Source organism: Paracoccus amoyensis (assembly GCF_014490725.1).
In the GTDB taxonomy this organism is placed as follows: domain Bacteria; phylum Pseudomonadota; class Alphaproteobacteria; order Rhodobacterales; family Rhodobacteraceae; genus Paracoccus; species Paracoccus amoyensis.
The window spans coordinates 178,855-202,120 of record NZ_JACOQL010000001.1; the positions used below are offsets into that span (position 1 = coordinate 178,855).

The 23,266-nt window shown below is 61.8% G+C and carries 24 protein-coding genes; 15 read left to right on the forward strand and 9 right to left on the reverse strand.

Annotation, left to right across the window (positions count from 1 at the left end; genetic code table 11):
* The first annotated feature begins 198 nt into the window (after positions 1-198).
* Genes H4P12_RS00885 through H4P12_RS00895 form a run of 3 tightly spaced genes read left to right on the forward strand, consistent with a single transcriptional unit; the run spans position 199 to position 2,397 of the window.
* The gene (locus H4P12_RS00885; RefSeq protein WP_187791712.1) at positions 199-798 is read left to right on the forward strand and encodes an RBBP9/YdeN family alpha/beta hydrolase; all 600 of its coding nucleotides are present in this window, start codon (positions 199-201) and stop codon (positions 796-798) included.
* A 45-nt stretch (positions 799-843) separates the two neighbouring features.
* Positions 844-987 (forward strand): hypothetical protein, encoded by a 144-nt coding sequence (locus H4P12_RS00890; protein ID WP_187791713.1) that lies wholly within the window; start codon positions 844-846, stop codon positions 985-987.
* A gap of 15 nt (positions 988-1,002) precedes the next feature.
* The gene (locus H4P12_RS00895; protein WP_187791714.1) at positions 1,003-2,397 is read left to right on the forward strand and encodes an FAD/NAD(P)-binding protein; all 1,395 of its coding nucleotides are present in this window, start codon (positions 1,003-1,005) and stop codon (positions 2,395-2,397) included.
* A gap of 57 nt (positions 2,398-2,454) precedes the next feature.
* On the opposite strand, the gene efp is transcribed toward H4P12_RS00895, so the two are convergent.
* Entirely contained in the window at positions 2,455-3,021 is a 567-nt protein-coding gene (efp, locus tag H4P12_RS00900; protein WP_187791715.1) for an elongation factor P, read from the reverse strand.
* Positions 3,022-3,137: 116 nt separating this feature from the next.
* On the opposite strand from efp, the gene epmA reads away from it, so the two are divergent.
* The 10 genes from epmA (at position 3,138) to H4P12_RS00950 (ending at position 12,002) form a co-directional block, all read left to right on the forward strand.
* Entirely contained in the window at positions 3,138-4,199 is a 1,062-nt protein-coding gene (gene epmA, locus H4P12_RS00905) for an EF-P lysine aminoacylase EpmA (RefSeq protein ID WP_187791716.1), read from the forward strand.
* 98 nt (positions 4,200-4,297) lie between these two features.
* Positions 4,298-5,296: a serine hydrolase domain-containing protein gene (locus H4P12_RS00910; RefSeq protein WP_187791717.1), complete on the forward strand. Its 999-nt coding sequence runs from the start codon at positions 4,298-4,300 to the stop codon at positions 5,294-5,296.
* An 89-nt stretch (positions 5,297-5,385) separates the two neighbouring features.
* Positions 5,386-6,396, forward strand: coding sequence for a LacI family DNA-binding transcriptional regulator (locus tag H4P12_RS00915; RefSeq protein WP_187791718.1), 1,011 nt, complete (start codon positions 5,386-5,388; stop codon positions 6,394-6,396).
* Between the two features lie 66 nt (positions 6,397-6,462).
* Complete coding sequence (locus H4P12_RS00920) at positions 6,463-7,131, forward strand: amino acid ABC transporter permease (protein WP_187791719.1); 669 nt, start codon at positions 6,463-6,465, stop codon at positions 7,129-7,131.
* Position 7,132: 1 nt separating this feature from the next.
* Positions 7,133-7,789, forward strand: coding sequence for an amino acid ABC transporter permease (locus tag H4P12_RS00925; RefSeq protein WP_187791720.1), 657 nt, complete (start codon positions 7,133-7,135; stop codon positions 7,787-7,789).
* Between the two features lie 21 nt (positions 7,790-7,810).
* Positions 7,811-8,614, forward strand: coding sequence for a transporter substrate-binding domain-containing protein (locus H4P12_RS00930; RefSeq protein WP_246448772.1), 804 nt, complete (start codon positions 7,811-7,813; stop codon positions 8,612-8,614).
* Between the two features lie 53 nt (positions 8,615-8,667).
* Positions 8,668-9,402 (forward strand): amino acid ABC transporter ATP-binding protein, encoded by a 735-nt coding sequence (locus H4P12_RS00935; RefSeq protein WP_187791721.1) that lies wholly within the window; start codon positions 8,668-8,670, stop codon positions 9,400-9,402.
* Entirely contained in the window at positions 9,399-10,319 is a 921-nt protein-coding gene (locus H4P12_RS00940; protein WP_187791722.1) for a 2-hydroxyacid dehydrogenase, read from the forward strand. Before H4P12_RS00935 ends, H4P12_RS00940 begins: the two co-directional genes overlap by 4 nt.
* Position 10,320: 1 nt before the next feature.
* On the forward strand, positions 10,321-11,259 hold the full coding sequence (locus H4P12_RS00945) for a sugar kinase (protein WP_187791723.1): 939 nt from the start codon (positions 10,321-10,323) through the stop codon (positions 11,257-11,259).
* A complete protein-coding gene (locus H4P12_RS00950) occupies positions 11,256-12,002 on the forward strand; it encodes a fumarylacetoacetate hydrolase family protein (RefSeq protein ID WP_187791724.1) in 747 nt (248 codons plus the stop codon). The genes H4P12_RS00945 and H4P12_RS00950 overlap by 4 nt, the downstream gene beginning before the upstream one ends.
* 22 nt (positions 12,003-12,024) lie before the next feature.
* On the opposite strand, the gene chrA is transcribed toward H4P12_RS00950, so the two are convergent.
* Positions 12,025-13,389 (reverse strand): chromate efflux transporter, encoded by a 1,365-nt coding sequence (chrA, locus tag H4P12_RS00955; protein WP_187791725.1) that lies wholly within the window; start codon positions 13,387-13,389, stop codon positions 12,025-12,027.
* Positions 13,390-13,711: 322 nt separating this feature from the next.
* Complete coding sequence (locus H4P12_RS00960) at positions 13,712-14,602, reverse strand: LysR family transcriptional regulator (RefSeq protein WP_187791726.1); 891 nt, start codon at positions 14,600-14,602, stop codon at positions 13,712-13,714.
* Positions 14,603-14,732: 130 nt separating this feature from the next.
* Here H4P12_RS00960 and H4P12_RS00965 point away from each other — a divergent pair, with 130 nt between their 5' ends.
* On the forward strand, positions 14,733-15,923 hold the full coding sequence (locus tag H4P12_RS00965; RefSeq protein WP_187791727.1) for an MFS transporter: 1,191 nt from the start codon (positions 14,733-14,735) through the stop codon (positions 15,921-15,923).
* Positions 15,924-16,149: 226 nt separating this feature from the next.
* Entirely contained in the window at positions 16,150-16,404 is a 255-nt protein-coding gene (locus H4P12_RS00970; RefSeq protein WP_187791728.1) for a MerR family DNA-binding protein, read from the forward strand.
* Positions 16,405-16,487: 83 nt separating this feature from the next.
* On the opposite strand, the gene H4P12_RS00975 is transcribed toward H4P12_RS00970, so the two are convergent.
* The 6 genes from H4P12_RS00975 to H4P12_RS01000 all read right to left on the reverse strand — a co-directional run bounded on the left by H4P12_RS00975 (position 16,488) and on the right by H4P12_RS01000 (position 23,258).
* Positions 16,488-17,540, reverse strand: coding sequence for a TRAP transporter substrate-binding protein (locus H4P12_RS00975; protein WP_187791729.1), 1,053 nt, complete (start codon positions 17,538-17,540; stop codon positions 16,488-16,490).
* Positions 17,541-17,641: 101 nt separating this feature from the next.
* Positions 17,642-18,871, reverse strand: coding sequence for a TRAP transporter large permease (locus tag H4P12_RS00980; RefSeq protein WP_187791730.1), 1,230 nt, complete (start codon positions 18,869-18,871; stop codon positions 17,642-17,644).
* On the reverse strand, positions 18,861-19,415 hold the full coding sequence (locus H4P12_RS00985; protein ID WP_187791731.1) for a TRAP transporter small permease subunit: 555 nt from the start codon (positions 19,413-19,415) through the stop codon (positions 18,861-18,863). The genes H4P12_RS00980 and H4P12_RS00985 overlap by 11 nt, the downstream gene beginning before the upstream one ends.
* Positions 19,412-20,440 carry a phosphotransferase family protein gene (locus tag H4P12_RS00990; RefSeq protein ID WP_187791732.1) on the reverse strand — a complete coding sequence of 343 codons (1,029 nt, stop codon included), beginning with the start codon at positions 20,438-20,440 and terminating at the stop codon, positions 19,412-19,414. The genes H4P12_RS00985 and H4P12_RS00990 overlap by 4 nt, the downstream gene beginning before the upstream one ends.
* Positions 20,430-22,007, reverse strand: coding sequence for an AMP-binding protein (locus H4P12_RS00995; RefSeq protein ID WP_187791733.1), 1,578 nt, complete (start codon positions 22,005-22,007; stop codon positions 20,430-20,432). The genes H4P12_RS00990 and H4P12_RS00995 overlap by 11 nt, the downstream gene beginning before the upstream one ends.
* 42 nt (positions 22,008-22,049) lie before the next feature.
* Positions 22,050-23,258 (reverse strand): acyl-CoA dehydrogenase family protein, encoded by a 1,209-nt coding sequence (locus tag H4P12_RS01000; protein WP_187791734.1) that lies wholly within the window; start codon positions 23,256-23,258, stop codon positions 22,050-22,052.
* Positions 23,259-23,266 lie beyond the last annotated feature (8 nt).

The window sequence follows — 23,266 nt, forward strand, 5'->3', positions numbered from 1 at the left end:
GGGCGCCGCTGGCGCCCTTGTTCATTTTGGTGCTGAGATTAAAATTTCATGATTTAAATCAAATCAATATGTCACATCTTCTGCCAAGGTTCTCATCCCCAAGGGTAGATTTTCATTCTCCAAATCCGGCTTAATTTGGAATATTAAATCACGATAAATATTGTAGTTTTAAGTGAGATTAAGCAGAGGATGACGACCATGACCAAGACCCTGATCGTTCCCGGACTGGACGGATCTCCGGCGCCCCATTGGCAGAACTGGTGGGCGCGGACGGACCCGAATGCCATGCTGATCGACATGCCGGCACCGCATCGCCCGGTGCGCGAGGCGTGGGAGGCGGCGTTGGCTGTGACCGTGATCAAGCATCCCAACAGCATTCTGGTGGGGCACTCGCTCGGCTCTGTCATCATCGCACAATTGTTGGCCAACTGGCCTGATCTCAAGGTGCGCGGTGCCATTCTGGTCGCGCCGGCCGAGGCGTCCAAATGCGATCGGGCCAAAGGTTTCGGGACTTTCCCGAAGGCCAGCTTTGACATTCCGACGGTTCTGGTTGCCAGCCGCAACGATCCGTGGATGCCCTATGCACGCGCCGAGGATCTGGCCGAAACCTGGGGGGCCGAACTGGTCGATCTGGGACATGCCGGGCATATCAACGTGGCTTCGGGCTACGGTCCCTGGGCCGGTGGCAAGCTGATCCGTGACAACCTGATCGAACAGACCGCGCGTCCTTCGACAATTCGTCGGCTGTTTGCATCGGCAACGGGCTGGGCCGGTGAACTGCGCACGCAATCTCGCTAACGAACGGGCCGCCGGTGGCGCGCCCCAGACCTTCAAAGGTGCATCATGTATGACATCGAAACCGAATTTCATCTGCGTCAAATGGCACGTGATGAACGCGAACCGGACAATGCAGAAAGCATCATTCGCTGGGCGCTGGTCCTGACGAATATGGCTGTCCTCGCCGTCTTCGTTGTCCAGTTGATATAATGCGGGCCGCGCGTGATGAATGAACAGCTGAAGCGCAGCTCAAGGACTGGCCCTGAACATGTGATCATCATCGGTGGCGGGGCCAGTGGTGTTCTGCTTGCGGCACTTCTGCTGCGGCAATGCCATGATCGCCTCCGCGTCACGATCATCGAAGGCCGGCATATGTTGGGCTGCGGCGTTGCATATTCGACCGAAGACGCCGATCACCTATTGAACACCCGCGTCGCAAATATGAGCGCCTATCCCGATAAGCCGGATCATTTCGTCAGATGGCTGCAGGTGCGGCAGCCGGGACAACAGAACACCTCGGACCGCTTTGTCAGTCGCAAACTGTATGGCGAATACATGTCAGGGTTGCTGACCCCATGGCGTCAGATGGAAGAGGGGGTGTTGAACTGTATCCATCAGACCTGTCGGCGGTTGGATGATCTGCCGGATGGCGTGGCCGCGCATCTTGACGATGGCCGCGTTGTGGTTGGTGATATTGCCGTTCTGGCAACAGGGCATGCGTTGCCCGGTGCTGATCCAGCGGGGTTGGTCCAAGGGGCTTGGGAAGCCGTTGATATATTGCCAAAGGATGAACGGGTGGTCGTCATAGGCTCTGGCCTGTCCATGGTCGATCACGCGGTTTCGCTGCTGAAATCCGGGCATGAAGGCGAAATCGTCGTTGTCTCTCGTCGCGGTCAATTGCCACGCGAGCATGCCACGGGAACCGCGCTGGACATTCCTGCCGATCAAGTGCCGTTGGGCGCGCCCGTCAGTCAGTTGATGTCATGGCTGCGCCATCAGGTGAAACTGGCCGAAGCAAAGGGCGGAACATGGCGAGACGCCGTTGATGGCCTGCGCCCGCATTTGCGTCGTATCTGGCGCAGCCTGCCAATCGAAGAGCGTAAAAGATTCCTGCGACACGGCGCATCGTGGTGGGAGGTGCATCGCCACCGTTTGCCGCCAGAAAGTTCGCGGCTTGTGCATTCGGCGCTGCGCAAGGGTCAAATCAGGCTGATCTCAGCCTCATTCCAGCGCGGTGAGCGGTCTGACGCGGGGCAATTGCAAGCGATCATCCGGCGGCGCGGCTCTGACGAGGAAACGGCGATTGCCGCCGCCCGTATCATTGATTGCAGGGGCATCCGGCACGATCCAGAAAAACACGCGACACCGCTGATCGCTGATCTGTTGCAGCAGGGGGCAGCGCGTCTTGATCCGCTGCGGCTAGGTTTGGATGTCAGCGGCGATTGCGAATTGCTGGATCGCGAAGGCACGCCCAACCCGCGTATCTATGCCATGGGGCCAGTTTCCAGGGCCGCGTTCTGGGAGATTACCGCCATCCCTGACATTCGCGATCAGGCAAAATGGCTGGCGGGCCGGATCGTATCGGTTCGCTCTGAACCAAGCCTGTTGCGCAGGCATTAAAAGCAGGCATTAAAAAAGGCCGCATCGTGCGGCCCTTTCAGTGATGTCGCAAAGCGATCAGCCCTTGGCGCGTTCCACATAGGAACGGTCTGCGGTGTTGATGACGACCTTGGTGCCGACATCAATATGCGGCGGAACCATGACGCGGACGCCGTTGGTTGCCAATGCCGGCTTGTAGCTGGACGATGCCGTCTGCCCTTTCACGACCGGTTCGGTCTCGGCGACTTCGACGACGACTTTCTGGGGCAGCTCCATCGCGATCACCAGGCCGTTGTGAACCTGCAGGAAAACCCGGACACCTTCGCCTAGGAAGACATTGTCATCGCCGATGACATCGCGGCCGGCGACCAACTGTTCATAGGTTTCCGGCTCCATGAAGTGAAAGCCTTCGTCGTCCTCGTAAAGATAGTCGTATTCACGTTCATCGACATGGGCGCGTTCAACCTGTTCGGTCGTTCTCCAGCGTTCCGACACCTTGGTGCCGTCCGAAATGCGGCGCATGTCGACCTGTGTGACCGGCGTGCCCTTGCCGGGGTGGAAGTTTTGCGCGGTCAGGACGACATACAGCGTGCCATCAATGTCCACGACATTGCCTTTGCGAAGGCTGGAAGCGATAACTTTCAAGGTATTTCCCTTGCCTGCTTTTCAAGAAACCGATGCTCGGCTAGGTGACATGCCGAAGAAGATGCGGTCGTTTAGCCTATTTTTCCCGATATCGCCAGCCACAAGAAAGTTTCGCGATGAGCCAGCCCAGCACCCCATCGATTGCCGCAAGCCCATGGTGGGATCGCGCCCGTCACGCGGATCGCAGGCCGCTGCTGCTGGCCCGAAACCGTGCGCAGCGCGCGATCCGGGACTGGCTGGAATCTGAAGATTTCATCGAAGTGGACCCGGCTGCCCTCGTCGTCAGTCCCGGGAACGAGGCGCATCTGCATGCCTTTGTGACCGAACAGATTGGCAGCGACGATGAACGACGGCCAATGTATCTGCATACCAGCCCCGAATTCGCGATGAAAAAACTGCTGGCCGCAGGCGAGGAGCGGATTTTTTCCTTCGCCCATGTCTGGCGCAACCGCGAGCAGACCATTCAGCACAGCCCGGAATTCACCATGCTGGAATGGTATCGCGCGGGTCAGGATTATCAGGTGCTGTTTCACGATTGCGCCCGCTATCTTGCACTTGCAGCCGAAGCGGCGGGTGCCGAGTTGTTCCGGCACGGGGACAGGAGTTGTGATCCCTATGCCGCGCCTGACATCGTTAGCGTGGCCCAGGCATTTACCGAATTTGCGGGAATAGACCTGCTGGCAACCTGTGATGGTGGCGATACCGATGCAGCGGCGTTGCGCGCACAGGTGCAGGCCCAGGGGATCAGTCTGGCGGACGACGATACATGGTCCGACATGCTGTCCCGCGTTCTGATCGAAAAGGTCGAGCCGCATCTGGGTCATGGCCGACCGCTGATCCTTGACCGTTACCCCACGGCCGAAGCGGCGCTTGCCCGCCGCTCGGTCAGTGACCCGCGCGAGGCAGAGCGGTTCGAGCTTTATGCCTGCGGAGTTGAGCTGGCGAATGGCTTTGGCGAACTGACCGACCCGGCTGAACAACGGCGGCGCTTTTTGCTTGAGATGGACGAAAAGCACCGCGTCTATGGCGAACGCTATCCGCTGGATGAAGATTTTCTGGCGGCACTTTCGTTCATGCCGCCCGCCTCGGGATGCGCGCTTGGCTTTGACCGGCTGGTGATGCTGGCCACCGGCGCCCCCCGCATCTCAGAGGTGGTCTGGACACCGTTGAGCGAATAAGGGCGCGTCCGCTTGCCGCCACGCTCACCAATTGGTTAATTGCACGGTCATTCTTTCCTGACCAGATTGGGATCATTCCCAAAACGCATGGCGGTTTGATGCGCAATATCTCCCGACGATATTTTCTGAACGCGACGGCGGCGGCGATGACATGGCCCGCATTCGCCGCGCCCTTGCGGGCGCAGACAAATGATTGGGCGCCAGTCAGGGATACGGCGTCCCGGCTGGACCAGTTTCGCAGTCTGGTCATTCACCAAAACGGACAGCAGGTCTTGGCCGAGGCGTTTCGCGGCCCCGCATTGGATCGGCCTGCCAATGTGAAATCCGTGTCCAAGACCCTTGTTGCGCTGTTGACTGGAATTGCGATTGATCGCGGTGTCCTTGAAGGCGTGGATCAGCCGGTCTTGCCATTGTTGGGTCGCAAGCCCTTTGGCGACACGCGGGATGATCTGACGATTGCCAACCTGTTGACGATGCAAACGGGTCTTGGCGGAACGTCCGGGGGCAATTATGGCAGTTGGGTGTCCAGCAACGACTGGGTGGACTATGCGCTGCGCCGGCCGCTGGAGGGGCGCCCCGGCGGGCGCTTCATCTATTCAACCGGTGGCTGGCATATCCTGGGTGCGGCCCTGTCGCGTGCAGCGGGTCAGAACCTGCACCGGCTGGCGCAGGAATGGCTGGGCAATCCGCTGGACATCGCAATTCCCCCTTGGGTTGCCGATCCGCAGGGGCGCTATCTGGGCGGTAATGACATGGCGATCAGCCCGCTTGGCCTTGTGCGGATTGGCGATATGGTGCTGAACGGCGGGCAGATTGATGGGCGACGCGTCGTCAGCCAAGCCTGGTTGCAAACGTCATGGCAGCCGCGTGTTCGATCGCCATTTTCGGGCGATCAATATGGCTATGGATGGTTTTTGACGCGTTTCGGCGGGTGGAACGCGGCATATGCCCGTGGATATGGGGGACAGATGCTGGTCGTTGTGCCGCAAAAGCGCCTGAGCATCGCGATCACCTCTGATCCGAATCAGCCGGCACGCGGTGGCGGATATTTCGATGATCTACGCGCGATCGTGACCCGCATCGTTGATACGCTCTGACCGCTTATCCACATGTGACGGAATGATTCCGGCCTCTGTCAGTTTTCGGATCAATCGCTCATATTGATGCCCAAACCGACGGAGAGAGAATGCCCAAGAAGATCACCTTGCAAGAAGTCGCCCGCGTCGCCGGTGTCTCACGCGCCACGGTTTCGCTGGTCGTGCGCAAATCTCCTCTGGTCGCGGCCCACACGCGCGAAAAGGTCGAGCAGGTGATGGCCGATCTGGATTATGTCCACGATATCGGGGCCGCGCGACTGCGCAATAACAGCAGTCGGACGGTCGGGCTGATTGTCCCCAACCTTGTCAATTCGTTCTTCACCGAATTTCTGTCCGGGGTCGACCGGGTCATGGAGCAGGATGACCGGGTGGTCCTGCTCGCAAACAGCCATGATGATCCGGCGCGTCAGGATGCGATCCTGCAACGGTTTCGCGGCCACGGTGTCGACGGCGTGATCCTGTGCGCGGCCGAGGGCACTGATCCCGAATTGTTGCATAAGCTGCAGCGATGGAATTTGCCGATCGTCCAATCGCTGCGTGAAATCGGGAAAGGGCAGACCGATTATGCCGGGGCGGATTATATCGAAGGCGTAGGTCTGGCCGTCAGGCATCTGGTCGATCTGGGCCATCATCGCATCGCCTTTCTGTCGGTCACGGCCCTGACCTCGGCCCGAGAGGAGCGTCTGGTTGGCTTTGCAAAGGCGCTGAAACAGACCGGCGCAGAAGATGCCGGTATCGTTGAAGCGCCCCTGACATGGGAGGGGGCGGCGCAATCGGCAGCACGGATTCTGGCCCTCGACAGTCGCCCAACTGCGGTGGTGTGCTTCAATGATGTGTTGGCGGCGGGGCTGATGCTGGGGCTGCGTCAGGCAGGATGCGAGCCGGGGCGGGACATCGATGTTGTGGGCCTGGACGATCTGCCGCTGGCACAGCTGACCTATCCACCCTTGACCAGCGTCGCGATGACCCCGGATCGGATCGGCGTGGCGGCGGCACAACTGTTGTCGCGGCGATTGAATGCGGAGGGCGCTGCCATCGAACGCGCCATTATCAAGCCGCAGTTGGTGCTGCGGGAAAGCAGCGGGCGCAAACTTGGTTGACTTTTTGATCACCAGAATTTAGATCGTTCTAAATTGGAGGAATCAAGGCATCCGCGGGGAGGGCAGATGTATCAGTTCAACTTCCAGCCAGTCGTTGACAGTATGGACCTGCTGCTTCATGGGGCATGGCTGACCGTCCGTTTGTCGCTGATGGCGATGGCTTTGGGCCTGATCGTTTCCGTTCTTGGGGCGATTGGAAAAACCTCGGGCATTCGTCCGGTCAGATGGCTGATCGATGTCTATGTCGAGGTGATCCGCAACACGCCGTTTCTGGTGCAGATCTTCTTCATCTTCTTTGGCTTGCCGGCGGTCGGGGTGTCGATGTCGGCCAATACTGCCGCGCTGGTCGCGCTGGTGATCAATGTCGGTGCCTATGGGACCGAGATTATCCGGGCGGGGATCGAATCCGTTCCGCAGGGCCAGATCGAGGCAGGCCGCGCCCTTGGCCTTAGCCCGGCAAAGATATTCCGATATGTCGTGCTGAAACCGGCATTGCGAAACATCTATCCCTCGCTGACCAGCCAGTTCATCTATCTGATGCTGACGTCCAGCGTCGTATCGGTGATTTCGGCCAATGATCTGGCGTCGGCGGGGGCCGATCTGAACGCGCAGACCTTTGCCAGCTTTGAAATCTATCTGGTCCTGACGATCATGTATTTCCTGCTGTCACTGGGTTTTTCGGCGCTGTTTGCCGTGATCCGCCGCCTGTTCTTCACCTATCCAGCGAGCCGTTGACATGATCCGCGAATTTTCATCCGCCGATGTCCTGTTCATCATGTCCGCCGCGCGTTGGACGCTGATCCTGTCTGCCATCGCCTTTCTGGGCGGCGCCATCGGTGGGCTGAGCATCGCCTTGGCCCGCACGTCGCATGGCAAGTGGCTTCGCCGCATCGCGGCCTGGTTCATTCAGGTGTTTCAAGGCACGCCGCTGCTGATGCAGTTGTTTCTGGTCTATTTCGGTCTTGCCGTCGTGGGCTTGCCGATCAATCCGCTGCTGGCCGCCGCCGTTGCGCTGACCCTGCATGCCAGCGCCTATCTGGGCGAAATCTGGCGCGGCGCGATTGAAGCGGTTCCATCGGGGCAGACCGAAGCGGCGACCGCACTGGCGCTGTCTTATCCCGACCGGATGCGCCATGTCGTGCTGCCGCAGGCGCTGCGGATCGCGACCGCACCAACAGTCGGCTTTCTGGTGCAGTTGATCAAGGGCACATCGCTGGCCTCGATCATCGGGTTCACGGAACTGACGCGTGCCGGTCAGATCGTCAACAACGCGACCTTCAAGCCGTTTCTGGTCTTTGGCACGGTCGCGGCAATCTATTTCATCCTGTGCTGGCCGCTGTCGCTGTTGGCCCGTCACATGGAAACCAGAATGCGCCGTGCCATTACGCGCTGACTATCCAAGGAGGAGGAAACCATGAACATGAAACTGAATCGCCGTCTGTTTACCCTTATCGCCGCCGGGGCTTTCTCGGCTGGCCTGTTCGGGCCGGCGCTGGCCGCAGATCTGGAAGCCATCGAAAGCGCGGGCACCGTCAAAGTCGGAATGCTGGTCGATTTCCCGCCCTTTGGCATTCTGGATGCCTCGGGTCAGCCCGATGGCTATGACGCCGATGTTGCCAAGGCGCTGGCCGAATATCTGGGGGTCGAGGCGCAGATCGTGCCCGTCACCGGACCGAACCGCATTCCCTATCTGCTGTCGGGACAGGTGGACGTTCTGGTCGCCTCGCTTGGCATCACGGAAGAACGCGCCCAGAAGGTCGATTTTTCCAAACCCTATGCGGGTATCAGCATTGCCGTTTATGGCGACGCCGGGGTTCAGGTTGCTGATGCCGCGGCTCTGGCCGGGCAGTCAATCGCTGTGACGCGCGCCTCGACCCAGGATACGGGCGTGACCGGCGTTGCGCCCGAAGGCACCGACATTCGCCGCTTTGACGATGATGCCAGCTCGGTTCAGGCGCTGATGTCGGGTCAGGTGAAACTGATTGGCCTGTCGAACGTGGTGATGTCGCAGGTTACGCAGGCAGCGGGGGATCGCTTTGACAAGAAATTCGACCTGTCCAGCCAGGTGCAGGGGATCGCGGTCGCGCCTGGATCGGATGCGCTGCTGGAAAAGGTCGATGCCTTCGTGGCCGAAGCCAAGGCTGACGGCACGCTGGATCATATCCACCAGAAATGGCTGGGCGAACCGCTGCCCGATTTCGTCAAAACGGCCGAGTAATAACGCATCAGCCCGGCCCTTGGCGGCCGGGCAGCTTTCACAGGGGATGGATCATGACCGAACACGCCATCATCATGCGTGACGTGAACAAATTCTACGGTGCCTATCATGCGTTGGTCGATGTCGATCTGACCGTCGAGCGTGGTGAAAGGATCGTCATCTGCGGGCCTTCCGGCTCGGGCAAGTCGACGCTGATCCGTACGATCAACCAGTTGGAAACGATCCATTCCGGCACGATCAACGTGGATGGCGTCGAACTGACCGCAGGCGGCGATAATGTCGCCAAGGTCAGGCAGGACGTTGGCATGGTGTTTCAAAGCTTCAATCTGTTTCCGCATATGACCGTACTGGAAAACTGTATCCTTGCGCCGATGAAGACCCGCAAGACACCGCGGGCCGAGGCCGAGCAGACCGCGCGTCATTATCTTGAGCGGGTGAAGATTCCCGAACAGGCCGACAAATATCCGGCCCAGCTTTCCGGTGGTCAGCAACAGCGCGTCGCGATTGCCCGCGCTCTGTGCATGAAGCCACGTATCATGCTGTTTGATGAGCCGACATCGGCCCTTGATCCTGAAATGGTGAAAGAGGTTCTGGACACGATGATCGACCTTGCCCGCGAAGGCATGACGATGCTGTGCGTCACGCACGAGATGGACTTTGCGCGCGCCGTCGCGGACCGCGTGATCTTCATGGACAAGGGGATGATCGTCGAACAGGGCGCACCTGATGTTTTCTTCAACAATCCGCAGAACGAACGGTTGAAAAACTTTCTGGGGCAAATCGCATGAGCCGCCCCCGTCTTCTGGTTCTGGCCCGGTTGCAGCCGCAGGATATGGCGGATCGTCTGGCCTCTGATTACGAGGTCGTTACCGATATTGCGCAAGCTGGCGATGTGCAGGCCGTTCTGACCGCAGGCAATGTGGGTCTGACGGCTGAACAGATGTCGGCGCTGCCCGATCTGCGCCTGATTGCGGTGAATGGGGTGGGTGTTGATGCGGTTGACCTGAAACAGGCATCTGAACGCGGCATCGCCGTGACAACGACCCCGGACGTGCTGTCGCTGGCCGTAGCGGAAATGGCGCTTGGTCTGGCACTGGCCGCCGGGCGCCGCATCGCCGAGGGCGACCGCTTCCTGCGCGCGGGTAACTGGGCGGCGGGCGGCAAGCTGGGGCTGGGCATGTCGGTTCTGGAACGCCGCGCGGGTATCCTTGGCTATGGCAGGATCGGGCGCAGGCTGGCTGATCTGCTGCGTGGTATGGGGATGCAGGTGCTGTATACGGCGCGGCAGGAAAAGCCTGGCAGCCCGGATGAATTTCGACCCGATGCCGTCGCGCTGGCCCGCGATTGCGACCTGCTGTTCGTGACTGCGGCGGGCGGTGCCGATACGCGCGGGCTGGTTGGTGCTGCGGCGCTGAATGCGCTTGGTTCGGGCGGCATTCTGGTCAACGTGGCCCGTGGCCCGGTGGTTGACGCCGCTGCCTTGGCCCATGCGCTGCAAACAGGCGCGGTTGCGGGTGCGGGTCTGGATGTGTTCGATGACGAACCGAATGTCCCGCAATCGCTGCTAAAGGCGCCGAACTGCGTCCTGACCCCGCATATCGGTTCCGCCACGGTCGAGGCGCGGCGGGCAATGTCGCGGTTGGTGCTGGACAATATCGACGCCCATTTCGCGGGTCGTCCGTTATTGACGCCTTACGAGGCCTAAGATGCGTTTTCTGTCTATTGGTGAGCCGCTGGTTGAATTTACCTCCCGCCCCGACGCCCCGTCGACGTTTGATCGCAGGGCAGGGGGCGATACGCTGAACACGGCTATCTATCTGGCGCGACTGACCGCGCACGATCAGGTTGGTTATCTGTCCTGCCTTGGCGATGATCCGCAAAGCCTGTGGCTGCGCGACCATATCGCAGCCGAGGGGATCGACATTTCGCATCTGGCGATCCGCCCGGGCGCCCGTCCCGGCCTTAGCTTCATTTCCACCGATGCGTTGGGCGAACGCAGCTTTACCTATTGGCGCGAACAGGCGCCGTTCCGCGATCATTTTGACGATCCGTGCCATCTGGCGACGCTGGACACGGCCGGAACGCTGTTTCTGTCGGCGGTGACGCTTGCGGTTTTGCATCCGCAAGGCCGCGAGAACCTGCTGCAGGCTTTGGTTCGCAGACGGGCAGAGGGTGCGCAGATCATCTTTGACACCAACTATCGCCCGGCCCTTTGGCCCGATCCCGTGGCGGCACAACAGGTGATTACCCGTATGGCTGGCATTGCTTCGCTTGTGCTGCCATCGCTGGACGATATGTCCGCTTGCTTTGGTTGCGACACGCCGGAAGCTGCCATGCGTCTGCTGATGGATATGACCGAGGCGGAGATCGTGCTGACAACAGGCGGCGCGACGGTTCTGCGCAGGGCCAGTGGGCAGGGCCAGATTGCCCGCCATGATCTGCCACCCGCCATTACCGCCACCGATACGACAGGCGCGGGCGACAGCTTCAACGCCGCCTATCTGGCGGCACGGGATCAGGGCATCGCGCCGGATCACGCCATCTTTTCTGCCGCCCGTTTGGCAACGATCGTCGTGGGCTATCCGGGGGCCGTTATTCCAAACGATGCAATGCCTGACCTGTTCGGCGAAAAGGTAACGACATGAACGATATTTTCGATGCTGACGCCGCTGCCGCATCCCTTGTTGATGCACGCCAAACCGGAAAGCCCGCATTACCCCTGAGCCCATCACCTGCAACTACCCGCGACGCCTATGCCGTGCAGCAGGCGGTGATGCAGCGATTGGGCGATCCGGGTGGCGTCTGGAAAATGGCCTTGCTGGGCGGGGTGGACCGCGAAGCCTCGATCCTGCCGCAGGCTGCATTGGCTGACAGCGGTGCGCAGCTTGCTTTGCCGTCGCATGCGATGGTCGAGGTTGAAACGGCCCTGATCCTTGCCAAAGATCCCGGCCCAAAGCCGGATTTGAACAGCATCGCCGATATCCGACTTGCTTTTGAAATCGTGGCAACCCGCTTTGCCGCAGCGCCGTCGCCATTACAGGCGATGGCCGACAGCTTCAACTCGGTCGCAGTGATCCTTGGCGGCTCTGTCCCTCACTGGCAGGACGGGCTGCCCGACCGGCTGGGCATCGCGCTGACCTTGGACGGCCAGCGGATCGCCGCGACCGAGGCCGCCGCCCCCTTGGCGGACGTCATGGATTTTCTGGGCTGGTTGTCGCATCACGCGCGGGCGCAAGGGCGACCGCTGAAGGCAGGCGATGTTGTCATTACGGGCGCAAGGATTGGCCCGCTGCCGCTGGCAAAGGCGCGCCTGGCCAGCGCCGTGGCGATGTCGGCGTCGGTTGAATTGACGGTCCAGGGGGCTGAAGCCGAACTGGGCACCTCTTAGACGCCAAGCCTCGACGCCGGCGTCACGCAAATCCTGCCAGATAAAGCGCCATGCCGGCGATGGCGGTGGCCGCCAGCACGGTCGTCATGCCCAGCTTCAAGCGGAACAGGGCGAAGATTGCCAGTGCCGACAGGATGGCCGCCGCCCAGTTGAGCGATGACAGCACCGGCAATTCCATCGAAAATGGCCCTGCTTCGATCCTGAACACCTGACGCCAGATGACGTGGATGGCGAACCAGATCGCCAGGTTAAGGATCACGCCCACCACAGCCGCTGTCACCGCCGTCAAGGCCGATGACAGCGCACGATTCTCGCGCAGCCGCTCCATCCATGGTGCGCCAAGGAAGATCCAGGCAAAGCAGGGTGCGAACGTGACCCAAGTTGCCAGCAGACCGCCGATTGTGCCGCCCAGCAGGCTGTCCGTTTCGCGGTATGCGCCCAGAAAGCCCACGAATTGCAGCACCATGATCAGCGGGCCGGGGGTGGTTTCGGCCATGCCCAGCCCGTCCAGCATCTCACCCGGTTCCAGCCAGCCATAGGTGCCGACGGCCTCTTGCGCGACATAGGCCAGCACCGCATAGGCGCCGCCAAAGGTCACGACCGCCATCTTGGAAAAGAAGGTGGCAATGTCGGTAAAGACATTGCCCGGCCCGACGGTGATCAGCAGCAGTCCCACGGGCAACAGCCACAACATCAGCGCGACCAGACCGGCGATCAAGGCGCCACGTCGTCTGGAGGCGGGCATGGCCACCACCTCCTTGCCCAACAGGGAATCCGCATCCGCGATATGGCTTCCGTCCACCGATCCGTGACCGCCGCCCGGTGCAAAAGCGGCAAACCCGGCCTTGGCCCCGGACCAGCCAACCAGTGCCGCCACCGCGATGATCAACGGAAAGGGCGCGCCAAAGGCGAAGATCGCGATGAAAGAGAGGGCCGCGATGGCCCGCATGGCATCATTCTTTAGCGCGCGTTTGCCGACCCGGAAAACGGCTTGCAGGACGATGGCAAGCACGGCGGCTTTCAGCCCGAAAAACAGGCCGGCAACAAGGCCGACATCGCCCCAGATTGCATAGACCCAGCTTAACGCCATGATGGCGATGACACCGGGAAGGATGAACAGCACGCCCGCGATCAACGCCCCGCGCACCCCGTGCATCAGCCAGCCGATATAGGTGGCAAGCTGCTGTGCCTCTGGTCCCGGCAGCAGCATGCAGAAATTCAGTGCATGCAGGAAACGATCATCACCGAACCAGCGTTTTTCCTCGACCACGATGCGGTGCATGACCGCGATCTGCCCGGCCGGTCCACCAAAAGACAGGGCAGCGATCCGTACCCAGACCCGGGTTGCCTCGGCCAGGGTAGGATAGCTGCGGTCAGATATATCCATGCGGCTCCTTCGGTCTTGTTCATCGGCCAATCTTGGATTTTCCCTGATCGTATTTTGACACCAACGACCAGCGTTGCCGCAAGGCGGTAACGCGTGCATGCCGCGTGAAAATTTTCAATGCGCTGGCCTTTGCCAAGACCGTTGCCGACTGAAGAATGGACCAGGAAAGCGACCGAAAGCCATTTAAAAGCCAAAAGCACCTTGTGAAGCGTCTTTTAGGGATTTGCCCATGGTCGCAGATGGCTGCGATAAAAGGTAACGATGTCAGGCCAATCCAGTCCTGCCGGGACAATCAAAACAACCCTGTTCGGCGATGTCCATCCTATCGCTGCCTAAGCGCCTCCATGATGACCCTGAAGGCCGGGCGGTTCTGGCGTCGGCTGGGGTAAAACAGGAAATAGCCGTCAAAATAGGGCGACCAGTCTTCCAGCATCAAGACCAGATCCCCCGACGCGACATGGTGATCGGCCATGCTGTTGGGCACGAATGCGATCCCCAACCCAGCCAGCGCGGCATCGACCATGGCATAGGAATTATTGAAGGTCAGCTGACCATTCACCCGCACATTCAGCGCTTGCCCGTCTTTTTCAAATTCCCAGGCATAGATGCCGCCTCGCGTCGCCTGCCGCATGCGGACACAATTATGGGCCAGCAACTCCTCGGGGTGTCGAGGCAGGCCATGGGCCGCCGCATAACCGGGCGAGGCGACGGCCAGCATCCGCCAGTCCGGGCCGATCCTGACCGCAATCATATCCTTTTCCACGCTTTCGCCAAGCCGCACGCCGGCGTCGAACCCATCTTCGACGATGTTGCGAAAACCGGTGTCCAGGCTGAATTCGACCTGAATATCGGGATATTCGGCCAGAACCGGCGCCAGCTTGGGCCAGACAACGGTATTCAGCGCATGATCCGACAGGGTCAATCGCACCTCGCCCGAGGGTGTGTCACGGAACTCCATCAAGGTGGCGATCTCGTCCTCGATCTCGGTCAGCCTTGGCGCGAGGGTGGCCAGCAATCGCCCGCCAGCCTGCGTCGGGGCGACGTTGCGGGTGGTCCGGGTCAGCAGGCGGATGCCCATGCGGGTTTCCAGCCGCTTGATCGTATGGCTCAACGTCGATTGCGCCACGCCCAGCTTGGCCGCTGCGCGGGTGAAGTTCTGTTCCTCGGCCACAACGCGGAACCACATCAGGTCGTTGAAATCGGTGCGCGGCATGGGGTGTCTCGGATCAGGGGTTGTGGCGATATATTAATCGACCCTGTCGATTAGTCCATGCCAGTTTGTTGGGCTAATCTGATTGCGCACGCTCGGCTATCTCTTTCGTCAAATGGTGAAGGTGATGACAATGAGCGACGCAACCTATGTAAATTTCGAGACCCGTCCCGCCGCCGCCTGGGGTGCGGTGCTGTCCATGACGCTGTGCGTGGCCCTGCTGATCGCGTCCGAGTTCATGCCGGTCAGCCTGCTGACGCCGATGGCGCAAGGTTTGGGCGCAACAGAAGGCCAGACCGGGCAGGCGATTTCCATCAGTGGGCTGTTCGCGGTGCTGGCCAGCCTGATGATCACCACGATCGCCGGGCGGCTGAACCGCAAATGGGTGCTGGTCGGGCTGACCGCATTGATGCTGGTATCGCTGGTGTTGGTCGCGATTGCACCGAATTTCACCGTGCTGATGGTGGCGCGGGCGGCCCTTGGCATCTGCGTCGGCGGCTTCTGGGCGCTGGCGACATCGGTGATCATGCGGCTGGTGCCGGAACGCGACGTGCCGCGTGCGCTGTCGCTGATGTTTGGCGGGCAGGCGATGGCCGCCGCCTTTGCCGCGCCGCTCGGCAGCTATCTGGGCGGGATGCTGGGTTGGCGAGAGGTTTTCTGGCTGCTGACCCCGGTTGTTGCGGTCAATCTGGTCTGGCATGTGCTGGCGCTGCCTTCGTTGCCCGCACGGGGTGGCCAAAGCCTTGCTGCACTGACAGGGTTGCTGCGCCGCCCCTATTTCCGGCGCGGCCTTGCGGCGGCGATGCTTAGCTGGGGATCGGCCTTCACCATGTTCACCTATCTGCGCCCGTTTCTGGAGCAGGTGACGGGCGTCGATGTGACGGTCCTGTCGGTCCTGCTGCTGGTCCTGGGGCTGGCGGGCTTTGCCGGCACATGGGCCGCTGGGCGGATCGATGGCAGTCGGGTCGCGCCGTTGTTGATGCTGCCTGCGCTGGTCATGGGCGTTGACACGCTGGCCCTGCTGCTGGTCGGTGGGTCGGTCCTGGCGGTTGGCGTGCTGCTGGCCATCTGGGGCGCCATGAACACCGGCATGTCGGTGATCTGGATGACCTGGATGTCACGGAACGCCGGTGACGCGCCCGAGGCCGCAGGCAGCCTGATGGTCGCCGCGATCCAGGTCTCGATCCTGCTGGGCGCGGTCGTCGGAGGGGTGTTGTTGGACCGGCTGTCGATCACCGCGACCTTCTTGGGCAGCGGCATGCTGGCTGCGGCGGCGATCCTGCTGATCGGCAATGGCCAGCGCCTGCTGAGGCGTGCAGCATGATCGCGCGGCCCGATCGCACGCGAGCGATCTTGATCCTGCCGCTGGGCCTGAGCATCGAGGAGTTCTCGACCAATCAAAAGCTGGCGCATCGGCCGGATGAGGGCTGCCCTTCGATCAAGGAGATCGATCAAGACCGCAAAAGAGCATGGGTGCAGGTCATTCAGGCCGGCTCAATCGCCGAATTCCGCGCAATGGAAGGTCGTGCTGAGCGTAATGCAGCAGCGTCGTGCCAAGCCCGGCATTGCTGCGCTTTATCGAACAGGCACAGGGCCTCGGCTTCACCCTGCGTGAGATTGCCAGCGTCGAGATTCAGCCGGGCGCACATATCGTGTCCTGCACCGATGCTCTGGCACTGCTGGCGAAGAAACGAGATACCGTCACTGCTCTGATCGCAGAAGCCCGCGACCGCAAACGGCGCATCGAGGCGTTGATGACCGAGTTAGAGGCGAGCAAGAAGGCGCAATTGGCGGCAGTGGAATAGCGGGGGCGTCACAAAACGATCATCCGGGTCCCTGTCAGGCCCGGATGACGACCTTGCGTTTGCGCCAGTCTTTCAGATGCCCGTCAGACAAGACCGCGAAGCTTCTGGAGTTCGTGCAGCATCGGGCCAAGCTTGCCGCAATAATCCGGGTCTTTTGCCGAATACTCATCCACGACCTCCAGCGAGTATCGGCGCAGATTTTCCAGCGCCTCGTCGTCAAGCTGGGTCAGTTCGCCGCCTTTCTCATCGACGAAGCGCTGCGCATAGGTCATGTCGCGATACAGGAAATGTGCGCTTGCATCGGCCGAGGTTGCACGAACGACCTCATTGAAGATCGCCTGAATCTCGGGGCTGATCTTGCTCCAGGTGTCCAGCCCGACGATCACCTCGCCGTTGAGATGGCCAACAAGGTCGGGGCGCACGATATATTTGTTCACCTCATGCAGATTCATTCCCCAACCGGTCGAGGTCGAGCCCCAATGTGCCCCATCGACCACGCCGGTTTGCAGGCCCTGATACAGCTCCGCCCCCGGTATCGACACAGGCGTCGCGCCCATTTTGATGAAGACATCGGCGGCCGGCCCGGTCGAGCGCACTTTCCAGCCGGCAAAATCGGCGACCGTGCGCAGCGGGCGGTTCGAATAAAGTGCCAGCCCGGCATAGGACACCGGCCCTGCCTGATAGATGCCCTGCGCGGCATAGGCCTCGCGGATGATATCCAGCGCGCCCATCTCATACATGAAGGCGGCCATTTCCTCGTGCGTGTCCCACATGCCGATAAAGCCGTTCAGATGGGCGGCGGCGGGAATGCGACCGATCCAATAGGCGGGATAGATGAAGGCGCTTTCCAACAGGCCCCGACGCACGGCATCCAAAGCCTCGCCGGTGCGGACAAGCCCGTCATTCTGCACCGGAGTGATCGTCAGCTCGCCACCTGTCGCCTCGGTCACCCGGTTGCAGAATTTGACGAAGACCTCCTCGTAATACCAGACCCCGGTCGGCCAGTGGGTCTGCATCCGCCAAGTGGTGGTGCCCTGCGCGATGGCGGGCGGCGCGGCCAGCGCGGCGATGGTCAGGGCGGCGGTCGTGCCGGTCAGGAAATGGCGGCGCGATGGCGTTGTCGGCTTCTGGTTCATTTTGATCTCCTCTCTCTGTTGGGTCATGGGGCGCGGTCAGGCGCCGGTCGTTGCCGTGATAATTTGCGGAAAGGCGAAGAGCAGCGCGCCAACGCCCAGCATCAGCAGCAGGAACGGGAACACCGCCGCATAGATCTGCGTGATCGGCGTCTTGGGGCTGGGGTTTTGAGATAGAACAGGTTATAGCCGAAGGGCGGCGAGATATAGCCAATGCACAGGTTCAACTGGAACAGGATGCAGAACCAGATCGGGTCAAAGCCAAGCTGCACCACGATCGGAAAGAAGATCGGCAGCACCAGCAGGATGATCCCCACCGGATCCAGGAACATTCCCAGGATCAACGTGATCAGCTGCATCAGCAGGATTGTCACCCAGGGCGAGGCACTGAGACCGGACAGCATTTGCTGCATGAAGGCCGTTCCGCCGCCACTGCCATAGATCGAGGTGAACGCGGTGGCACCGAAGACGATCCAGATCACCATCCCGGTGACGGATGCGGTGGTGAAGCTGACCTCTTTGATATAGCGCCAGTTCAATTCGCCCCGCAGTGCAACCGACAGGGTGACGGCGGCAGCGCCGATGGCGGCGGCCTCGGTCGGGGTCGCGATGCCCTGAAAGATCGAGACCAGCACCGACAAGATGATCAGCACCGGCAGGATCACCGATTTCAGCGACGCCAGCCTTTCGCGCAAGGGCGGCGTCTGCCCAAGTGTCGGGGCCAGTTCCGGGCGCATCCGGCTGCGGATCGCCACATAGCTCATGAAGACGGCCAGAACGATCAGCCCGGCCACCATGCCACCCAGAAACAGCCGCCCGATGGATTGTCCGGTCTGCATCCCGATCAGGATCAGCGTGATCGAGGGCGGGATCAGGATGCCCAATGTGCCCGATGCGCCGATGGTGCCCAGCACGAATTTGCGGTTATAGCCGCGCTGATCCATTGCCGGAATGCCGACCATGCCGGTGGTGATCGTCGAGGCCGCGCAACTGCCGGTCATGGCCGACAGCGTGGCAGCGAAACCCGAGGTGCCCAGCAGCAGCCCACCCGGCATCCGCCCCGACCACAGGTAGAAAGCGTGATACAGATCGCTGGCGATCTTGGACTTGGCCAGTGCCACACCGATGAAGGTGAACAGCGGGATCGCTGACAGCAGGATTGACCACATCCCGCCGAAGGCTGCCGAAACGATGGAATACATGCCGTTCGGCCCAAAGATCAGGTAGCCGAAGACCACGGCGGTGCCGCCCATGGCGAAGGACAGCGAAATACCGCAGATGATGGCGATCAGCAACATGCCGAACATGCCATAGGTCAGGATTTCAGGCGTCATGGGTCAGCATCTCCTGTTCGGCATCGGCTGGCGTGGCAGCCTCGGCGCCGCTTGGCGAAATCAGGTAAAGCACGGACTTGATCGCCTCGTTGACGCCCTGAAGGGTGATCAGCAGGCTGCCAAGGAAAAGCGCCAGCTTGGGCGGCCACATGGCGTGGCGAAGGGCGCTGTCGTCGACTTCGGCCCATCGCCAGGCATCAAGAAAGAAGCGCCAGCCCTCGATGGTCAGGACCAGGCCCCACAGGATCAGAAAGGCGTAGTTCAGCAGGTCCAGAACGGCATTCCGGCGCGAGGACTCAGGCGTCAGCAGGATATCGACCCGCACGTGATCGCGCTGGATCAGCGTATATGCTCCGATCAGAATGAAATAAGATCCGAAGATGCGCTGCGTATAGCCATGTGCCCAGACCGTCGGCTGCCCGAAGACATAGCGCGCGACGACCTCATAGCAGAGCACTGCGATGCCGGCCCAGATCAGGAAACTGACGACCTGGCCGATGGCGGCGTTCATCTGGTCGATGGTGCGGGTCAGGCGGCGGATCATTCTTTGTCCTCCTTTTCGGTGCGTTCGATGATATCCAGCCCGCGCTGTGCAAAGCGCTCGGCCAGCGGGGCGAGGTTGGCGGCCTCGGCCGAGGCGGCATTGCCGCTGCGGGCGCGGTCGGCGATGCCGACGAAGATCGCGGCAAAGCGGAACATGGCGAAGGCGCGGTGGAAGGTGGTCAGCGGAATGTCGGTGATGGCATTTGCCTGATATTCGGCGACGAACTCCTCCAGCGTGGGGATGCCGGCATCGGCCCAATCCGTTCCCAGAATGCCGCCATATTCATCGGGCGCGCTGGCCCATGGCATCGCGCAAAAGCCCAGATCGGCCAGCGGATGACCAAGCGTCGACAACTCCCAGTCCAGGATGGCGATGACGCGCGGCTCGGTCGGGTGGAACATCATGTTGCCGATGCGGAAATCGCCATGGCTGATGGCAACCGCGCCGTCATCAGGCGGCGCATGCCGGACGATCCAGTCGGTCAACTTGTCCAGCGCGGGGATACGCGGCCCGGTCGATTCCCGGCATTGGCGGGACCAGCGGGCGATCTGGCGTTCGAAGTAATTGCCGGGCTTGCCATAATCGGACAGGCCGATCTGATCCGGGCGCACCGCATGCAGCCGCGCCAGCGTGCGGGCCGTGTCCAGATACATCGCGCGCCGGTCATCGGGGCTGACGCCCTGCAGCGAGCAATCCGAAAACACCCGCCCATCCAGCCAGTCCATCAGATAGAATGGGCGGCCAAGAACCGTCTCGTCCTCTTCCAGCCAGCGCACGGTGGGCACCGGCACGCCGGTCGGGCCAAGCGCGTTCATGACGCGGTATTCACGCTCGATCGCATGGGCACCGGGGAGCAAGGGACCGGGCGGCTTGATACGCAGAACGAAGCGTTCGCCCCCGAAGATCACCTGATAGGTCGGGTTCGACTGCCCGCCCGAGATTTGCGTCACCACCAGCCCGGACTTGCCCGGCAGCTTCCCGGCCAGCCAGCCTTCCAGCGCAGCAAGATCAAGATCATTGCTCATCGACCATCTCCTTCGCCCTCTGGCGCAATGCGAATTTCTGGACCTTGCCGGTCGCGGTCTTGGGCAGGGGGCCCAGCACGAACCGTCGCGGCCGCTTGAACCCTGCCAGATGATCGCGGCAGAACCGGTCCAAGGCCTGCGGATCAGGGGTGCAGCCCGTCTTGGCTTCGATGAAGGCCCATGCGGTTTCGCCCCATTTCGCATCCGGCGCGGCGACCACGGCCGCGATCAGCACATCAGGGTGCTGGTGCAGCACGGTCTCGACTTCGAGGCTGGAAAAGTTCTCGCCGCCGGAAATGATGATGTCTTTCGCCCGGTCCTGAATCTGGATTTCGCCGTCTGGATGCAGCACCGCCAGATCGCCAGTGCGAAACACGCCGCCGCCAAGCGCCTGCGCCGTCGCCTCGGGGTCGCGGTAATAGCCGGCCATCAGGGTGTTGCCGCACAGCGCGATTTCGCCCACGGTGCGGCCATCGGCGGGAACGCCCTGGCCCTGCGCATCCAGAACCAGCACCCGGCCCACCGTCAGATGCCGGACGCCCTGCCGCGCCAGCCGCGCGGCGCGCTGCGACAGCGTGGCATCGGGCGCAAGGACCGGATCGTTCAGCGTCACCGGGCCATAGCTTTCGGTCAGCCCGTAAAGGTGAACGATCTCGAAGCCCAGTTCCTGCATCCGCGCGATCAGCGCCGGGGTCGGCGCGGCGCCACCGGTGCCGACCTTGACGGGCGCGGGGGCAGGGTCGCGCATCTCTTCCAGCAGCATATACAGCACGACCGGCGCGCAGCACATATGGGTGACGCAATGGGCGGCGATCAGGTCGATCATCTGCGCCGGCTCGATCCTGTCCAGACAGATATGCGTGCCGCCCGCCGCCGTGACCGCCCATGTATGGGTCCAGCCGTTGCAATGAAACATCGGCAGCGTCCACAGATAGCGCGTGCGGTCGTCGAACTTCAGCGCCGCGACATTGCCGAGTGCGTTCAGCCAGGCACCGCGATGAGTATAGACGACACCCTTCGGACGGCCGGTCGTGCCCGAGGTATAGTTCAGCGCGATGGCCGCGTTTTCGTTCACCGGAGCGCCCGTCAGATCTGCCTCGGGCAGATCGGCGGCGAACAGGTCCAGCCCGTCGCCCGCGCCCGGCGCTGAACACAGCGCGACCGTCGGCAGCGGCAGCGCGTCCAGACCGGTCAGCGTCCCGGCATCGCCGATCAGCACCCGGCTTTGCGCATGACCGAGGATATAGCCGACCTCATCCGCGTTCAGCCGCGTGTTGACGGCGTTCAGCACCGCCCCGATGCCGGGCACCGCGAAATGCGCGGCCAGCAGTTCGGGCCGGTTGGGCAGGATCAGCGACACGACATTGCCCGGCCCGACGCCCTGCGCCCGCAGCCAGAAGGCCATGCGGCGCACCAAGGCGCCGAATTCGGCATAGGTCAGCTTCAGATCGCGCCAGATGATGGCGGGCCGATCGGCATGGACCTGTTCGGCACGGCGCAGAAAGGCCAGCGGTGTCAGCGCTTCGTAGTTTGTGGCGCAGGGCGCCAGATACGGCTCATCGAACATTGCTCCCTCCTCCCAGTGACGAATGTTCTTTGGCAGCGGCCCTCAGGCGGTGCTGACGGGCCAGGTCCAGAACCCATCGGGATTGTCCGCTTGCAGGCGATTCAGCACCATCTGATGCACCTCGTCCGCGCCATCGACCAACCGCGCCTGCCGGGCATAGCGGTAGATCCATTCCAGCACCGTGTCGGTGGAATAGCCCCGCGCGCCGTTGATCTGGATCGCCACATCGGCGGCCTTGTGCAGCAGGTTCGCGACGTGGATTTTTGCCATCGAGACTTCCTGGCGGGCGAAATCGCCCTGATCCAGCGTCCATGCGGCCTTCATCACCAGCAGGCGGCCGATCTCGATCCCCATGGCCAGATCGCCCATCTTGATCTGGGTGCTTTCGCGATCGCCCAGCCGGATGCCAAAACCGGTCCGGCTGCCGGCATAGTCCCGCGCGATCTCGGTGCAACGCTTGGCCAGACCCAGCCAGCGCATGCAATGGGTCAGCCGCGCCGGGCCAAGCCGCATCTGGGTCAGCTTCAGCCCCTGTCCCTCGCCCAGAAGGATGCGGTCGGCGGGCAGCTCCATCCCGTCATAGACGATCTCGCAATGGCCGCCATGTTCCTCGGGGCCCATGATCGGGATGCGGCGTTCGATGCGCCAGCCGGGGTCGTCGCGGTGGTGCAGGAAAGCGGTCAGGCCGCGGCGCGGATCGTCCGAGGTGCGGGCCATGACGATGAAATGGGCGGCGTCCTCGGCGCCGGTGATGAACCATTTCCGGCCGGTCAGCACATAGCGGTCGCCGCGCTTTTCCGCCCGCGTGCGCATCATGCCCGGATCCGAGCCACCGCCGGGCGACGGTTCGGTCATGGCAAAGGCGGAACTGACGCTGCCCGCGACAATCGGCGCCAGCCAGCGCTCCTTCTGCGCCTCGGTCGCGGCCTTTTCCAGCACCATCATATTGCCGTCGTCGGGCGCCGCCGCGTTGAACACCACCGGCCCAAAGATCGAGCGGTTCATCGCCTCATAGCAGACCGCCATGCCGACCTTGCCCAGCCCTTGCCCGCCGTTTTCCTTGGACACCTGCAGGCACCACAGGCCCTGATCGCGCGCCTGTGCCCGCAGGTCCGTCAGCGCCGCGCGGCCGATATTGCCGTGCTCGTCCCAGAGGCTGCGATGGCCCTCGACTGGTAGGATGCGGCTATCGACGAACGCCGCGATGCGGGCGCGGTAATCCTCGATCTCGGGGGAGATGGTGAAGTCCATGATGGCCT

What these genes read in the sequence shown, in the direction of transcription:
- H4P12_RS00990 (WP_187791732.1), bottom strand. Translation starts at nt 20,440, where the DNA reads ATGAGCAATGATCTTGATCTTGCTGCGCTGGAAGGCTGGCTGGCCGGG.
- H4P12_RS00965 (WP_187791727.1), top strand. Translation starts at nt 14,733, where the DNA reads ATGAGCGACGCAACCTATGTAAATTTCGAGACCCGTCCCGCCGCCGCC.
- H4P12_RS00915 (WP_187791718.1), top strand. Translation starts at nt 5,386, where the DNA reads ATGCCCAAGAAGATCACCTTGCAAGAAGTCGCCCGCGTCGCCGGTGTC.
- H4P12_RS00920 (WP_187791719.1), top strand. Translation starts at nt 6,463, where the DNA reads ATGTATCAGTTCAACTTCCAGCCAGTCGTTGACAGTATGGACCTGCTG.
- H4P12_RS00890 (WP_187791713.1), top strand. Translation starts at nt 844, where the DNA reads ATGTATGACATCGAAACCGAATTTCATCTGCGTCAAATGGCACGTGAT.
- H4P12_RS00930 (WP_246448772.1), top strand. Translation starts at nt 7,811, where the DNA reads ATGAACATGAAACTGAATCGCCGTCTGTTTACCCTTATCGCCGCCGGG.
- H4P12_RS00925 (WP_187791720.1), top strand. Translation starts at nt 7,133, where the DNA reads ATGATCCGCGAATTTTCATCCGCCGATGTCCTGTTCATCATGTCCGCC.
- H4P12_RS00950 (WP_187791724.1), top strand. Translation starts at nt 11,256, where the DNA reads ATGAACGATATTTTCGATGCTGACGCCGCTGCCGCATCCCTTGTTGAT.
- H4P12_RS00960 (WP_187791726.1), bottom strand. Translation starts at nt 14,602, where the DNA reads ATGCCGCGCACCGATTTCAACGACCTGATGTGGTTCCGCGTTGTGGCC.
- H4P12_RS00995 (WP_187791733.1), bottom strand. Translation starts at nt 22,007, where the DNA reads ATGTTCGATGAGCCGTATCTGGCGCCCTGCGCCACAAACTACGAAGCG.
- H4P12_RS00940 (WP_187791722.1), top strand. Translation starts at nt 9,399, where the DNA reads ATGAGCCGCCCCCGTCTTCTGGTTCTGGCCCGGTTGCAGCCGCAGGAT.
- H4P12_RS01000 (WP_187791734.1), bottom strand. Translation starts at nt 23,258, where the DNA reads ATGGACTTCACCATCTCCCCCGAGATCGAGGATTACCGCGCCCGCATC.
- H4P12_RS00945 (WP_187791723.1), top strand. Translation starts at nt 10,321, where the DNA reads ATGCGTTTTCTGTCTATTGGTGAGCCGCTGGTTGAATTTACCTCCCGC.
- epmA (WP_187791716.1), top strand. Translation starts at nt 3,138, where the DNA reads ATGAGCCAGCCCAGCACCCCATCGATTGCCGCAAGCCCATGGTGGGAT.
- H4P12_RS00885 (WP_187791712.1), top strand. Translation starts at nt 199, where the DNA reads ATGACCAAGACCCTGATCGTTCCCGGACTGGACGGATCTCCGGCGCCC.
- H4P12_RS00895 (WP_187791714.1), top strand. Translation starts at nt 1,003, where the DNA reads ATGAATGAACAGCTGAAGCGCAGCTCAAGGACTGGCCCTGAACATGTG.
- H4P12_RS00975 (WP_187791729.1), bottom strand. Translation starts at nt 17,540, where the DNA reads ATGAACCAGAAGCCGACAACGCCATCGCGCCGCCATTTCCTGACCGGC.
- H4P12_RS00985 (WP_187791731.1), bottom strand. Translation starts at nt 19,415, where the DNA reads ATGATCCGCCGCCTGACCCGCACCATCGACCAGATGAACGCCGCCATC.
- H4P12_RS00980 (WP_187791730.1), bottom strand. Translation starts at nt 18,871, where the DNA reads ATGACGCCTGAAATCCTGACCTATGGCATGTTCGGCATGTTGCTGATC.
- H4P12_RS00935 (WP_187791721.1), top strand. Translation starts at nt 8,668, where the DNA reads ATGACCGAACACGCCATCATCATGCGTGACGTGAACAAATTCTACGGT.
- H4P12_RS00910 (WP_187791717.1), top strand. Translation starts at nt 4,298, where the DNA reads ATGCGCAATATCTCCCGACGATATTTTCTGAACGCGACGGCGGCGGCG.
- chrA (WP_187791725.1), bottom strand. Translation starts at nt 13,389, where the DNA reads ATGGATATATCTGACCGCAGCTATCCTACCCTGGCCGAGGCAACCCGG.